We start from the raw sequence: 14,755 nt of genomic DNA, 5'->3' as shown, positions 1-14,755 counted from the left end.
CTCGCGCCACGTCCACCACTGGCACTGCTCACATGATCAAGTCACTTTCGCTCATCGCGCTGCTTGGCGCCGCCACGCTGGCTCCGCAGGCGCAGGCCGCCGGCAACATCGATTGCCAGCTGTCGTTCAACTTGTCCGGCTGGTCGGTGTTCTACAAAACCGCCAGCGGTACCGGCACCATCAAGTGCGATAACGGTGCGGTCATTCCGGTCAAGATCTCCAGCAAAGGCGGTGGCCTGACGGTCGGTAAATCCAAGATCGTCGGCGGCCGCGGCACCTTCAGCGGTGCCTATAGCCTCAACGACCTGTTCGGCACGTATGCCGCCGCCGAAGCGCACGCGGGCGTCGTGAAGTCCAGCACCGCACAGGTCGTCACCAAGGGCGATATCTCGCTTGCGCTGGCAGGCACAGGCGAGGGCGTGGACCTGGGTGTCAACGTGGGTAACTTCGTGATCGAGCGTCGCAAGTAAGAGCGGTAACACGCTGAGCGAGCTGTCCCCGGATGGGCGTGCGCTGCGCGCCCGACACCGGAGCGCACGGGTGGCAGGTGTCGATGTCGAGCAACGGTCGCGCCCACCCGAAGGCCGCGCAGTCGTGTTGCCGATCCAGGTCGCAGCATCGGGATCGCGCTCATTCAACCGGTCGGTGCGGTGTCTGCATCGCGATGGCGCTGCAAGGGAATGGCTTTCGTTAAACGACTGTACGACCGGATACGCGGCAGCTTCTGTGTCTCAGTCGATGTCCTATACCGTCCGCCACATAAAAACGGCCCTTTGCAGGGCCGTTTTTTATTGCGCGGATCGGTTGACGCTCAACGACCGCGATTACCGCCGGGAGGACGACGATTGCCGCCGCCCGGCGGACGGCCGCCGGGGCCGCGCGGTGCGCCACCCGGGCCGCGAGCGCCGCCACCGGGACCGCCGGGGCCACGGTTGGCAGACGCGGGGCCGCGATTACCACCCGGACCCGGTCGCCCACCGCTCGGGCGACCAGCAGGGCGTGCGGCACCGTACGGGCTGAAGCCCGGGTTGGCGTGATCGGAGGGGAAGCTCGGTGCGTTGCCCGGGTGGCCATACGGGTGCTTGCGTTGCCCCTGGCCCTGCGACTGACCCTGTCCGCCGCCAGCGCCGCGTCCCGGACCACCCGAGCGGGCGCCACCTGGACCGCCAGCACCCGGACGCGCACCACCCGGTCCTTTCTTGGCATACGGGCGTGCCTGACCGGTGCCCGGGCCGCTTGGGCCGGCATTGCGGTGACCGCTCGGGCCGGTGCTCACCCCATCGGGCACATACCAGCTGCGGAACGCGGCCGGATTGCCGTCCGGCAACGCGCCGCGGTCGCCCTTGGCCGGGCCGCGCTGCTTGAACGGGCGCTGCTGCGATTGCTTGGCGGCCGCTTCGCCGCTGACTGTCAGGCCGCCCCTGAAACCGCCCGGCTTGCCGCGACCGCCGCGGCCGCGATCTTCGCGCAAGTTGTCGAAACGCCGCAGTTCGCGGCCTTCATCCGCGCCAGAGGTCTGGCCGTTGACGTAGGCATTGCTGCGGCCATCGCGCGAGACGTGCACGGTGGACTTGGCGGCGCGGCGTTGGCCGATCACCGGCTGCAGCGTCAGTGCCGACGGCGCGCCTTCTTCCAGTTTCAGTTCGGCGCGCAAGGCGTCGACCTTGTCCTGCGCCACTTCCACCGAGTGCCCACGCAGCAGTTCGCGCGGCAGCGAAATCTTGCCGTAGCGGCTGCGCTTGAGGCGGCTGACCTGGCAACCCTGCGATTCCCACAGGCGGCGCACTTCGCGGTTGCGGCCTTCCTTGACCACCACGCGGAACCAGTCGTGCGAGTCGGTACCGCCGATGCGTTCGATCTCGTCGAATTTGGCGCCACCGTCTTCCAGCAGCACGCCGCGCGACAGGCGCTCGATGATGGCATCGGAGACTTTTTCTTCGCCTTCCGGCGCACGCACGCGCACCACGTATTCGCGCTCGACCTCGTAGGAGGGGTGCATCATCGCGTTGGCCAGCTCACCGTCGGTGGTGAGCAGCAGCAGGCCGGTGGTGTTGATGTCCAGGCGGCCAATGGCGATCCAGCGCGAGCCCTTCAAAACCGGAAGCGACTCGAACACGGTCGGGCGGCCTTCGGGATCTTCGCGCGTGGTCACTTCGCCTTCGGGCTTGTTGTAGATCAGCACGCGCGAGGGCTCGGTCAGCGCGCTGGCCACGAAGCTGCGGCCGTCCAACTCGATCTTGTCGCCGCTGCGCACCGACATGCCGGTCTGCGCGACGGCGCCATTGACCTTGATCAGGCCGTCGGCGATGCGCTGTTCCAGCGCGCGGCGCGAACCCAGGCCGGCCTGGGCCAGCACCTTGTGCAGGCGCTCTTCCAGCTTGGGCGCTTCGGGCGCGCTGTCGCGCTTGAGAGAAAGCTTGTTCAACGACAGCTTGCGGGGGGTGTCACTCATGTGTCTGGCTCCGGCCGCCGCGTTGCGGGTCGGCCTCTGGGTCGGAATCGGCTTCGTCAACAGCCACGGTCGTCGTCGCGACGGCGTTGTCTTCGTCTTCGTTCACTGCATCCGCGCGCGTTCCCGGCGCGGTGTCGGGGTCGCCCTCACGGGCGTCGTCTGGGTCCTGCGTGTTCTTCTCGTGCGCCGAGCCATGCTCGGGGTGTTGCGGTGTCTGGTCGTTTACTGCGTCGACCGCTTCGGTGTCGATCGCCTCATCGAGACCGTGGTGTTGCTGGTCGACTGCGGCATCGTCAGGCGATTGCTGTGCATGCAGGTCGGCGTCGGCGTCACTTTCAATTTCGGTATCGCGCTCGGCGTCGGCCTCGTCCATTTCCAAACTATCTTGCGAAGCGCCGGTGCCGCTGTCGTCAGCCGCAGCACCAGCGTTGGCTTCCACATCCGCGTCGGTACCGCCAGCATCCGCATCGTCAGTACCCGCAGCCGTATCGCCGCCCTCGGCGTCAGCCTGATCTGCATCGGCCTGATCCCGCGCCGCGTCCATCGCTGCCGCCGCGGGCACGGCGCCATCCAGTTGCCCCTCGCGGTCCAGCGGCAGCTGCGGTTCCAGCTCGGCGATGTCCTTCAACTCAGACAATGGCGGCAGCTCGTCCAATCGCTTGAGCCCGAAATAATCCAGAAAGCCCTTGGTGGTGCCGAACAGGGCCGGCTTGCCGGGCACGTCGCGGTGGCCCACCACGCGGATCCATTCGCGCTCTTCCAGCGCCTGGATGATGTTGCTGCTGACGGCCACGCCGCGCACCTGCTCGATCTCGCCGCGGGTGATCGGCTGGCGGTAGGCGATCAGCGCCAGGGTCTCCAGCGTGGCGCGGGTGTACTTGGTGCGGCGCTCGGTCCACAGCCGGGCGACCCAGCCATGCACATCGGCCTTGACCTGGAAGCGGAAGCCGGAGGCCACTTCGACCAGTTCCACGCCGCGCTCGGCGCAGGCCTCGCGTAGCAGTTCCAGGGCGCGCTCCACGCTGCCGGGCGGTGCCGGCTCTTCTTCCGGAAACAGGCCCTGCAGTTGCGCCAGCGTCAGCGGCTGGCTGCTCGCCAACAGGGCGGCTTCGATAATGCGGGTGATCAGCGCTTGATCCATTCGGTGATCGGCTTCAGATAGGTTCGTTGGCGGCATCGCTATCGTCGAATTCGCTGGAGAATTGCAACGGCGCATTGGTATTGCCCAACGCCAGCGACTTCACGTAGATCGGCGCCAGCGGCGCTTCCTGCACGATGTCCAGCAACTGCTCCTTGGCCAGTTCGAGCAGCGCCAGGAAGGTGACCAGCACGCCGAGCTTGCCTTCTTCGGCAGTGAACAGCGATTCGAAACGGTAGAACTTGCCATCGTCCAGGCGGCTGAGCACATCGCCCATGCGCTGGCGCACACTCAGCGCCTCGCGCTTGATCGCATGGCCGGTGAACAGCTCGGCGCGTTTGAGCACGTCGTACAGCGCCATCAGCATTTCTTTCAGCTCCACCGGCGGCGGCAGCTTCACCGCTGCGCGCTCGGGCAGATGCGCCTGCACCGGCGCGCTGTCGCGGCCCATGCGGGGCAGGGTGTCCAGATCCTCGGCGGCCTGCTTGAAGCGTTCGTATTCCTGCAGGCGGCGTACCAGCTCGGCGCGCGGATCTTCTTCTTCGCCATCCTGGCTGGGAGGGCGCGGCAACAGCATGCGCGATTTAATCTCGGCCAGGATTGCCGCCATTACCAGATATTCGGCTGCCAGTTCGAAGCGCAGCTCCTGCATCACATTGATGTAGTCCACATATTGCCGGGTGATCTCGGCGACGGGGATGTCCAGGATGTCCAGGTTCTGGCGGCGGATCAGATACAGCAGCAGGTCCAGCGGGCCTTCGAAGGCATCCAGGATGACTTCCAGCGCATCCGGCGGGATATACAGATCCTGCGGGATCTGCAGCACCGGTTGCCCATGCACCACCGCCAGCGGCATTTCCTGCTGCTGTGGCGGCGCGCTCGTGGCTGGCGGAGTCGCGACGTGCGCGAGTTCGGAATTCATCAGGTCGACATCGGTCTTGCGGTCGCCGGCGGCGGTCTTAAGCCGCGCCTGCAGGGCTTTGCCTTGAGTTATTGCGATCAATGTCGTGCCTGTGCCGGCACGATCCCACAAATCCACATACAACGTCCGCCGCGTGGCATGCGGCGACGGAACAGCGAGGAGGTCGTCTACGCGGACCGGCGGTGGGCAGCGAATCGGTCGTCGGGAAGAGCGCTGCGCCTGGGCCGACGGGCCGCTGCGTCCGGTTGCGTGTGCAGTGGTGCCAAGGGTAATGCGTGCGCGGGGGCGGTGTCCAGCGCCGACGCGGCTAGAATCGGTGCGGTGATCTTCCAGTCTTGGGCGAGGTGGCGTGTGTGGTACGTAATCGAGGGATATGACCGGGCCGACGCAGTGGCGGCACGGCAGCAGGCGCGGCCGGCGCATCTGGCCCGTCTGCAGGCGCTCGCGGCCGCTGGGCGGTTGCTGGTGGCGGGCCCGTGTCCGGCCATCGACGCCGAAGATCCGGGTCCGGCCGGTTTCACCGGCAGCGTCGTGATTGCCGACTTCGACGCCCTGGAGGATGCGCGCGCCTGGGCCGATGCCGACCCCTATGTGGAAGCGGGCGTGTACACGCGCACCGAGGTCCGCCCATTCCGCCGGGTATTGCCATGAGCCGGGTCGAGCAGATCCGCGCAGCGTTGCAGGCGGCACTGGCGCCCACCGAACTGGACGTCGTCGACGACAGCGCGCGGCATGCCGGCCATGCCGGTGCGCGCGACGGGCGCGGGCACTTCAATGTGCGCGTGGTCAGCGCCGCATTTGTCGGCAAGCCGCCACTGGCACGGCATCGCGCGGTGTACGCCGCGGTGGGCGAGATGATGCAGACCGATATCCACGCCTTGTCGATCGAGGCCTTCGCGCCGGGCGAGGTTGGCTGAACGTCGCGGGGAACGCCGGCGGTCGGACCGGGCCGTCTGCTGTGATCAGAACCGCTGGTGCTCAGCGGCGATTGCCTTCACGGCAGCGAGCGTCGGGGCGCAGCCGGCAAGGCCGCGGGAGTGCCGGTGCAGGCGCTGGTCCGTGCGGTCCTGGCAAGACTGGATTGACCAGCGAATCGTGACCTGCATCCTGCTTCGGGTGTGGACGCATGGGTGCGTATTTGTTGCGACGCAGCACATTGCTTCACGTGCTCCTCACCTGCAGTTGATTGATCTGTAAGCGTTTTCACGCATGTGAAGATAGGGGTTTACGCATCTGTATGAAAACGCTTACAGTCCGCGCCAGTTTGGGAAGTCGGTCGCGGAGGGCGACACGAATGGCCAAGGGTGCGGTCACCATCAAAGATGTCGCTCGGGAAGCGCAGGTCTCCGTCGCAACGGTGTCGCGTGCGCTCAACGGGCACGACAACGTTGCCGGACCGGTGCGCCAGCAGGTGCTGGAGGTGGCCGAGCGGCTGCGCTACAGCCCGCATGCGGCCGCGCGCAGCCTGAGCAGCCGGCGCTCGCAGACCCTGGGCGTGGTGCTGCCGGACTTGTATGGCGAGTTCTTTTCCGAATTGATTCGCGGCATCGACGGCGCGGCGCGTGCGGCCGGCCAGCACCTGCTGGTGTCCAGCTACCACGGCGACCCGGAAGCCCAGGGCAGGGCGCTGCGCTCGATGCGCGGGCGCGTCGATGGCCTGCTGGTGCTTTCGCCCTACGCCGAGCAGCCGGGGTTCCTCACCGACAACCTGCCGCAGTCGCTGCCGACGGTGTTGATCAATGCGCACCTGCCCGGTGCCGACTATCCGGTGCTGAGCATCGACGACCATGCCGGTGCCATGGCCATGACCGAGCACCTGTTGCGGGCCGGGCACCGCCGCATCGCCTTCATCGGTGGCCCGGCGCTGAACTTCGATGCGCGCGAACGCCTGCGCGGCTTCCGCGATGCGCTTGCTGCGTTCGGTGCGCAGGCGCAGGGCGTGGAATACCCGGGCGACTTCGACGAAGCCTCCGGCCACCGCGCCGGGCTGGCGATGCTGGCGGCCGGCGCGTTGCCGGATGCGGTGTTCGCCGCCAACGACATGACCGCGCTGGGCTGCCTGTACGCGTTCGCCCAGGCTGATGTGTCGGTGCCTGGCGACGTGGCGCTGGCGGGTTTTGACGACATTCCGCTGGCCCGCTTTGTCCATCCCGCGCTGACCACCATGCGGGTGAGCATCGCCCGGCTGGGCGAGCAGGCGATGACCCGGCTGATGCGCCTGGTCGAAACGCCTGACCGCGACGACGGCATCCGCCAGTTGCTGACGCCCGAGCTGGTGATCCGTGCCTCCTGCGGTACCGGCCAATCGGCTCACTGACCTTTCCGGCCACGCGTTTCCGGGCCGACCTTTTCGCGGACGTCCTGTCCGCTCCCGCTGTCCCCGCAGCGGCTGTTCCTGCACCACTGCACTGCCACAACAACAATCTGTACCGATCCCTGGAGGGACGACCATGCGCCACCACCACCCCCATTCCGCCCGTCCGGCGCGCAAGCTGCTCAGCTGCGCGCTTGCCAGCTGCCTGCTGCTCGGCGCCGCTCCGGCCTTCGCACAGAGCACCGCTGCGACCATCCGCGGGCAGGTCACCGTCGATGCCGCACCTGCCGCCCAGGCGCAGGTCACCGCCACCAATCTGGCCACCGGCCTGACCCGCACCGTGCAGGTCAGCAATGGCGGCTATTCGGTGGGCGGCCTGCCGCCGGGTTCGTACCGCATCGATGTCACCGCCAATGGCCAGACCAGTTCGCAGAACGTCACCGTGCAGGTCGGCCAGACCGCGACCTTGAACCTGGGCGTCGGCGGCGAGCCGGCCACCGCCGCGGGTGGTAACGCCACCACGCTGGACGCGGTGCAGGTGAAGGCGCCGCCGGTGCTGGTGGAGACGCGCACCTCCGAGAACGCCACCTACATTTCCAACGTGCAGATCCAGAACCTGCCGCGTGCCACGCGCAACTTCCTGGAACTGGCCGACACCGTGCCGAACGTGCAGTTCACCCGCGAGGCCAACGGCACCACCAAGGTACGCACCGGCGCCACCTCGGCCGAAGGCACCAACGTCTACATCGACGGCGTGAGCCAGAAGAACTACGTGCTCACCGGCGGCGTGAGCGGCCAGGATTCCAGCCGCGGCAACCCGTTCCCGCAGTCGGCGATCGGCGAATACAAGGTCATCACCTCCAATTACAAGGCCGAGTTCGACCAGGTCAGCGGCGCGGCCATCGTGGCCTCGTCCAAGTCCGGCACCAACGATTTCCACGGCAGCTTCTTCTGGGACACCAGCAACGACAGCTGGCGCGAGGAAAGCCCGCTGGAGAAGAAGGCCGGCGTGCGCGACGACTTCGAAGAAACCCAGTACGGCGCCACCTTCAGCGGCCCGATCCTCAAGGACAAGGCGCATTTCTTCATCGCCTATGAAGCCAAGGAATACACCACCCCGAACGTGGTGATCCCCGGCTCGATCTATTCGGACCGCGTCGACCAGTTGCCGGCCCAGCTGCAGCCGCTGGTGGTGACCTCCAGCACGCCGTTCAAGGAAGACCTGTACTTCGGCAAGATCGACTGGACCATCGGCGAAAACAACCTGTTCGAGCTGACCGGCAAGTACCGCAAGGAAGACGAGCTCAACGACGTCGGCCGCACCTCGACCTACGAGCACGGCAGCATCAACGGCCAGGAAGAAAAGCGCGCCAACCTGCGCTGGCAGTACAGCGGGGCCAACTTCCTCAACGAGGCCAACCTGAGCTACGAAAGCGCGTTCTGGAACCAGGCGCCGATCAACAACGGCAACGGCTACATCCTCAGCTACGCACCGGTGCGCGGCAACGAGACCGACATCCTGGCGGCAGGCGCCGGCAGCAGCTTCCAGCGCAAGGGGCAGAAGGGCTGGACCTTCCAGGACGACCTGACCTTGAACAGCCTGGAATGGCACGGTGCGCACACCGTCAAGATGGGCGTGAAGTTCAAGAGCATCGACCTGGATTCGACCCAGTTCAACCCGGCCAACCCGCAGTACTACTACAACATCCTCACCGACGTGCAAACGCCGTACCGCGTGCGCTTCGGTGCGCCGCTGGTGGAAGGTGGCGGTTCGGTGGTGTCCAAGAACAAGCAGTACGGCATCTACCTGCAGGACGACTGGGAGGTCAACGAGCACTGGACCTTGAACCTGGGCGTGCGCTACGACTACGAGCAAACCCCGGCATTCCTGGATTTCGTGACCCCCTCGGATGTCGCCAGCGCGCTGCAGAACTGGCCGAACCTGCGCAACGCCAACTACAACATCAACGACTTCATCAGCACCGGCAACAACCGCAAGGCGTTCAAGAATGCCTGGCAGCCGCGTCTGGGCGCCTCCTACGACCTGTTCGGCGATCAGGCCCACGTGATCTATGGTGGCGCCGGTCGTGCCTATGACCGCAACATCTTCGATTACCTGGCACTGGAGCAGCTCAACAACTCCTTCAAGTCGTATAGCTACTACTTCACCAGCGCCAACAACCCCGCTTGCCTGGGCGACCCGTGCACGGCCTGGAATCCGGCATACAACAGTCAGGATGGCTTGAACACACTTACGGCCAACAGCACCGGCGGTGGCGGACGTGAGGTCTACCTGATCGACAACAACCTCAAGACCCCGTACTCCGATCAATTCAGCATCGGCATGCGCAACATGGTGCCGTTGTGGGGCCAGGACTGGTTCACCGATGTCACCCTGAGCCGCATCGAAAGCCATGACGGTTTCGCCTTCGTGCGCGGCAACCGCCTGCCGGACGGGTCGTTCTTCCAGCCGGGCACCACCTCCGGCGTGCCGACCGACGGCCCGAACGGCTATAGCGCCATCGTGCTGGGCACCAATGGCGTGGAAACCCGCAACAACCAGCTGGCCTTGCAGGTGGAAAAGCCCTTCGACGAAGAATCCGGCTGGGGCCTGACCGTGGCCTACACCTATTCCGATGCGAAGGAGAACCGGCAGTTCGGCGAGCACTATGCGCTGGACCGCGAACGCATCCAGGACTATGGCTGGCGCGAGGCCGGCGGCATCCCCAAGAACCGCCTGGTGGTCACCGGCATCTACGAGCTGCCGTATGAGATCAAGCTGTCCGGCAAGCTGTCGCTGGCCAGCCAGACCGCGCGCTATGGCCAGAATTGCCTGGCCGGCAACGACCAGTGCGAGATCATCCAGTTCAAGCCGGATGGCACGCTGGGCTACAAGGAATTCAGCATTGCCGCCAATAAAGAGTGGGACACCGGCGGTGGTGTCAAATTCAATGTGCGTGCGGATATCCTCAACGTGTTCAACTGGGTTAATTACGCCACCTTCAACGGCGATACCGGAACATTGCAGGACTTGAACACGGCTTACGGCACACCGACCGGTGTGCTGGCGTCGCCGATGCGTACCTTCCGTCTGGCCTTCGGCCTGAACTGGTGAGGTGCTCGACCGCCCTGGCCGCAACGCCAGGGCGGTCGAACTCGGCGCCTGGATAGGGTAGGTTGGCGTGTCAGATGTAATCGATTACACACGTGGGGGGCGGATGGACAGGGGCAACACGTCGCGATGGTTGACGATTCCACTCTTGCTGGGCGCGCTGGTCTTGGCGTCGTGCAAGCAAGCCGAGGAACCCAAGGTGGCCGAAAAGAAGGCACCGGTCAAAGTCATCCTGGTTGAGGCGCAACTGCCGCCCAAACCGGTCAAGCCGCCGCTGCCGCCGCTGTTTTCGGACATCGAACGCCGCACATTCCAGTTCTTCTGGGACACCACCAACGAGGTCAACGGCCTGTCGCCGGATCGGTTTCCGTCGCGCCCGTTTGCCAGCATTGCGTCGGTCGGATTCGCGTTGACCGCCTATCCGATCGGCATCGAGAACGGGTGGGTCAGTCGCAATCAGGCGATCGACCGCACCCTGACCACGCTGAAATTCTTCCGCGACGCACCGATGGGTCCGCAGAAGACCGGCCGGGCCGGCTACAAGGGCTTCTACTACCATTTTCTGGACATGCAGCAGGGCAACCGCTACGACAGCTGGGTTGAACTGTCGAGCGTGGACACCGCACTGCTGATGATGGGCGTGTTGTTCACCCAGTCGTACTACGACGGCGACGACCCGCGCGAAAAGGAGATCCGCCAGATCGCCGACACGCTGTACAAGCGCGTGGACTGGCGCTGGTTGCAACAGCGCGCCCCGCTGATCTCGATGGGCTGGTTCCCCGAGAGCGGCTTCATCAACCACGACTGGATGGGCTACAACGAGGCGATGATGCTATACATCCTCGCGCTGGGCTCGCCGACGCATGGCGTCGACCCGGACGCCTGGACCAGCTGGACCCGCACCTACAACAACGACTGGGGCGTGTATCAGGGCCAGGAATACCTGTCGTTCGGCCCGCTGTTCGGCCACCAATACAGCCATGTCTGGATCGACTTCCGCGATATCCAGGACCAGTACATGCGCGAACGCGGCATCGACTACTTCCTCAACAGCCGCCGCGCCACGTTGGCGCAGCGCGACTACGCCATCGACAACCCGATGAAGTGGAAGGACTACGGCGAAAACGTCTGGGGCCTGACCGCCAGCGACGGTCCGCAGAACACCAGCCAGGAATACCGCGGCGAGCAGCGCCAGTTCCGCCATTACTCTTCGCGCGGCGCCGGTCTGCGCGAGAATTTCGACGACGGCACCATCGCCCCGACTGCAGCGATCTCCTCGATCGTGTTCGCCCCGGAAGTGGTGATTCCTGCCACCCAAGAGATGCACAAGCGCTATGGCGACTTCCTGTATTCGAGCTACGGGTTCCTGGATTCGTTCAACCCCAGTTTCAACTACGACATCCCGATCAAGACCGGGCGCATGGTGCCGGACCGTGGCTGGGTGGCCAGCGACTACATCGCCATCGACCAGGGCCCGATCCTGACGATGATCGCCAACTACCAGAACGAATTCGTCTGGAACGTGATGAAGAAGAACCCCTACATCCGTGCCGGTCTGGAACGCGCCGGCTTCACCGGCGGCTGGCTCACTCCGGAGGGCGAGCCGCAGCCGGCGCCGCAGAAGGACGAGCAGAAGGCCGCCGCGCGCGCGCTGGGCATGGCCGAATCGCGTGCCGCCGCCGCCCAGGCCCAGCAAGACCCCTCGCAACGCCAGAAACCCGAGTAATCCGTGCGCCTTTTGAAACTGTTGATGTTGGCCGTCGCCCTGTGTGCAGGTGCGACGGGATGCGAACGCTCCGATCCGGGCAAGACCACGGTGCGCTTCTGGGCGATGGGCAAGGAGGCCGAAGTGGTCGCCGAGCTGGTGGCCGATTTCGAAAAGCAGAACCCCACCATCCACGTGGATGTGCAGAACATCCCGATGACGGCGGCACACGAAAAACTGCTGACCGCCTTTGCCGCCGATGGCCTGCCGGATGTGTGCCAGCTCGGCAACACCTGGCTGCCGGAGTTCGCGCTGCTGGACACGTTGGAGCCGATGCAGCCGTACGTGGCGCGCTCCAGCGTTGTCGACCCGGCCGATTATTTCCCCGGCGTGTGGGACACCAATCTGGTCGATGGCACGCTGTACGGCGTGCCGTGGTACGTGGACACGCGGCTGCTGTTCTATCGCAAGGACCTGCTGCGCGAGGCCGGCTATAGCGAAATGCCCAAGACCTGGGCCGAGATGGAACAGGTGATGGCCGCGATCAAGCGCAAGGTCGGCCCCGACCGCTATGCCATCCTGATGCCGCTCAACGAATTCGAGCAGCAATTGTCGTTCGCGCTGCAGCAGGACGACCGCCTGCTGCGCGACCACGACAACTACGGCAACTTCCGTGGCGCCGGTTTCCGCAAGGCGCTGGGTTTCTACGACAACATGTATCAGCAGGGCTGGGCGCCCAAGGTCTCAGAGACCCAGGTCTCCAATGTCTGGTACGAATTCTTCAACGGCTATTACGCCTTCTATCTGTCCGGGCCGTGGAACGTGCGCGAGTTCAAGCTGCGCCAGCCGCCGGGCATGGAAGGCAAGTGGGGCACCGCGCCGTTGCCGGGGCCCAACGGCTTGGGTGCCGGCATCGCCGGCGGTTCCAGCCTGGTGATCTTCAAGTCCTCGCAACACAAGGACGCCAGTTGGAAGCTGATCGAATATCTGTCGCAGCCGCAGGTGCAGGCGCGTTTCCACGCCATCATCGGCGACCTGCCGCCGCGTCGCAGTACCTGGAAGCTGCCTTCGCTGGCCAACGACGAACTGGCGCATGCCTTCGGCGACCAGCTGGAGCGGGTCAAGGCCACGCCCAAGGTGCTGGAGTGGGAGCGCATCGTGCAGGAAATGCGTCTGGTCACCGAGCGCGTGGTGCGCGGCGGGCAATCGCACGAAGCCGCCGTGCAGGAACTGGATCAACGCGTGGACGAAATCTTGGCCAAGCGCCGCTGGATCTTCGAGCAGGAGGGCGGGCATGTCGGCCCGGCCGGTGACACCGCTCCGCCGGCAGTGAAGCCAGCGGCAGCAGGCACCACCGCGCCAGCTGCCGCAGCGGATCAGGGAGCCGCACGATGATGAAGCGCAATTCCGTCGCCGGCTGGGTCTTTGCCGCGCCGTCGATCATGGTGCTGGGCATGTTCTTCGGCGTGCCGGTGTTCGCCGCGCTGGTGCTCAGTGTGACCGACTTCGACCTGTACGCACTGGCCGACAGCAGCCATCTGCGCTTCGTCGGCCTGGGCAACTACATCGACCTGCTGCAGACGCCGCTGTTCTGGAAGTCGTTGTGGAACACCACCTACTTCGTGCTGCTGGGCGTGCCGATGTCGATCGGTGTGTCGCTGGGCGCGGCCCTGCTGCTCAACGCCAAGGCCTCGCGCTTCAAGGCGCTGTTCCGCACCGCCTTGTTCGCGCCAGTGGTGACCACGCTGGTAGCGGTGGCGGTAATCTGGCGCTACCTGTTCCATATCAAGTACGGCCTGGTGAACTTCGGCCTGAGCCATCTGGGCATCGCCCCGATCGACTGGCTGGGCGACCCGCGCTGGGCGATGCCCACCATCATGCTGTTCGCGGTGTGGAAGAACTTCGGCTACAACATGGTGATCTTCCTGGCCGGGCTGCAGGCGATCCCGCAGGACTTGTACGAGGCCGCGCGCATCGATGGCGCGTCGCGCTGGAAGCAGTTCCTGCACATCACCTTGCCGATGCTCGGCCCGGTGCTGATGGTCGTGGGCGTGATCACCATTTCCGGCTACTTCCAGCTGTTCGCCGAACCCTACGTGATGACCCGCGGCGACCCGCTGCAAAGCACCGTCAGTGTGCTGTATTTCATGTTCGAAGAAGGCTTCAAGTGGTGGAACCTCGGCCGCGCGTCGGCGGTGGCGTTCCTGTTGTTCCTCATCATTCTGGCGGTGACCACCGTGATGCTGCGCTTTGGCCGCAAGAAGGACCTGATATGAGTCGTGATGTCGGCGAGTCGCGCTGGAATGCCGTGCTGATCAACGGCGGCCTGCTGGCGCTGGCGGTGATCAGCCTGGCACCGCTGCTATGGATGCTGTCGGTGTCGTTCATGCCCACCGGCGAGGCCAGCCGGTTTCCGCCACCGATGCTGCCGTCGGCGTTCACCACCGCCAACTACCACGAGCTGTTCGCGCGCACCGGCATGGCGCGCAACTTCGCCAACAGCTTGCTGGTGTCCGGGCTGATCACGCTCGGCTCGCTACTGGTCAACACCATGGCCGGTTATGCGTTCGCCAAGCTGCAGTTCGTCGGCCGCGAGCGCATCTTCAAGATCCTGATGGCCGCGCTGGTGATCCCGGCGCAGGTGGCGATGCTGCCGCTGTTCCTGCTGATGAAGCAGTTGCACCTGGTCAACAACATCGGCGGGGTGGTGGTGCCGGCGCTGGCCACGGTGTTCGGCATCTTCCTGGTGCGTCAGTACGCGCGCAGCATTCCGGATGAATTGATCGAGGCCGCGCGCATCGACGGTGCCAGCGAGATGCGCATCTTCTTCCAGATCGTGTTGCCGATGCTCAAGCCGGTGCTGGTCACCTTGACCATCTTCACCTTCATGGGTTCGTGGAACGACTTCATGTGGCCGTTGATCGTGCTGACCGACCAGGAGCAGTACACCTTGCCGGTGGCGCTGGCGGCGCTGTCGCGCGAGCACATCATGGATGTGGAATTGATGATGGCTGGCGCAGTGGTGACGGTGATTCCGGTGCTGCTATTGTTCCTGGCGCTGCAGCGTTACTACATCCAAGGTCTTCTGCTGGGGAGTGTGAAGGGGTGAAAC

At 65.2% G+C, this 14,755-nt stretch carries 12 protein-coding genes; 9 read left to right on the top strand and 3 right to left on the bottom strand.

The features are described from left to right. Positions 1-32: 32 nt before the first annotated feature. Positions 33-470: a hypothetical protein gene (locus AC1POX_RS12405; RefSeq protein WP_003487019.1), complete on the top strand. Its 438-nt coding sequence runs from the start codon at positions 33-35 to the stop codon at positions 468-470. Between the two features lie 341 nt (positions 471-811). Here AC1POX_RS12405 and AC1POX_RS12400 read toward each other — a convergent pair whose 3' ends face one another. From AC1POX_RS12400 to AC1POX_RS12390, 3 genes are read right to left on the bottom strand one after another with little or no spacing between them, the layout of a single operon-like run. Then, a complete protein-coding gene (locus AC1POX_RS12400) occupies positions 812-2,452 on the bottom strand; it encodes a pseudouridine synthase (RefSeq protein WP_277573885.1) in 1,641 nt (546 codons plus the stop codon). After that, positions 2,445-3,593 (bottom strand): SMC-Scp complex subunit ScpB, encoded by a 1,149-nt coding sequence (gene scpB, locus AC1POX_RS12395; protein WP_372356218.1) that lies wholly within the window; start codon positions 3,591-3,593, stop codon positions 2,445-2,447. The genes AC1POX_RS12400 and scpB overlap by 8 nt, the downstream gene beginning before the upstream one ends. A gap of 13 nt (positions 3,594-3,606) precedes the next feature. Beyond that, the gene (locus tag AC1POX_RS12390) at positions 3,607-4,635 is read right to left on the bottom strand and encodes a segregation and condensation protein A (RefSeq protein WP_184420162.1); all 1,029 of its coding nucleotides are present in this window, start codon (positions 4,633-4,635) and stop codon (positions 3,607-3,609) included. A 228-nt stretch (positions 4,636-4,863) separates the two neighbouring features. On the opposite strand from AC1POX_RS12390, the gene AC1POX_RS12385 reads away from it, so the two are divergent. From AC1POX_RS12385 to AC1POX_RS12350, 8 genes are all read left to right on the top strand, one after another. Then, entirely contained in the window at positions 4,864-5,163 is a 300-nt protein-coding gene (locus tag AC1POX_RS12385; RefSeq protein ID WP_209261582.1) for a YciI family protein, read from the top strand. Then, positions 5,160-5,429: a BolA family protein gene (locus tag AC1POX_RS12380; RefSeq protein WP_008571805.1), complete on the top strand. Its 270-nt coding sequence runs from the start codon at positions 5,160-5,162 to the stop codon at positions 5,427-5,429. Before AC1POX_RS12385 ends, AC1POX_RS12380 begins: the two co-directional genes overlap by 4 nt. Before the next feature lie 377 nt (positions 5,430-5,806). After that, the gene (locus AC1POX_RS12375) at positions 5,807-6,829 is read left to right on the top strand and encodes a LacI family DNA-binding transcriptional regulator (RefSeq protein WP_008571806.1); all 1,023 of its coding nucleotides are present in this window, start codon (positions 5,807-5,809) and stop codon (positions 6,827-6,829) included. Positions 6,830-6,962: 133 nt separating this feature from the next. Beyond that, positions 6,963-9,941 carry a TonB-dependent receptor gene (locus AC1POX_RS12370; RefSeq protein WP_122272967.1) on the top strand — a complete coding sequence of 993 codons (2,979 nt, stop codon included), beginning with the start codon at positions 6,963-6,965 and terminating at the stop codon, positions 9,939-9,941. Between the two features lie 103 nt (positions 9,942-10,044). Continuing rightward, positions 10,045-11,664 carry a glucoamylase family protein gene (locus AC1POX_RS12365; RefSeq protein WP_011347674.1) on the top strand — a complete coding sequence of 540 codons (1,620 nt, stop codon included), beginning with the start codon at positions 10,045-10,047 and terminating at the stop codon, positions 11,662-11,664. Between the two features lie 3 nt (positions 11,665-11,667). Beyond that, on the top strand, positions 11,668-13,038 hold the full coding sequence (locus AC1POX_RS12360; protein WP_011347673.1) for a sugar ABC transporter substrate-binding protein: 1,371 nt from the start codon (positions 11,668-11,670) through the stop codon (positions 13,036-13,038). Next, a complete protein-coding gene (locus tag AC1POX_RS12355) occupies positions 13,035-13,919 on the top strand; it encodes a carbohydrate ABC transporter permease (protein ID WP_011347672.1) in 885 nt (294 codons plus the stop codon). Before AC1POX_RS12360 ends, AC1POX_RS12355 begins: the two co-directional genes overlap by 4 nt. After that, positions 13,916-14,752: a carbohydrate ABC transporter permease gene (locus AC1POX_RS12350; protein WP_011347671.1), complete on the top strand. Its 837-nt coding sequence runs from the start codon at positions 13,916-13,918 to the stop codon at positions 14,750-14,752. Before AC1POX_RS12355 ends, AC1POX_RS12350 begins: the two co-directional genes overlap by 4 nt. Positions 14,753-14,755 lie beyond the last annotated feature (3 nt).

Source organism: Xanthomonas sp. NCPPB 3442 (assembly GCF_056725145.1).
This window is presented reverse-complemented; position numbering and strand designations above follow the sequence as displayed.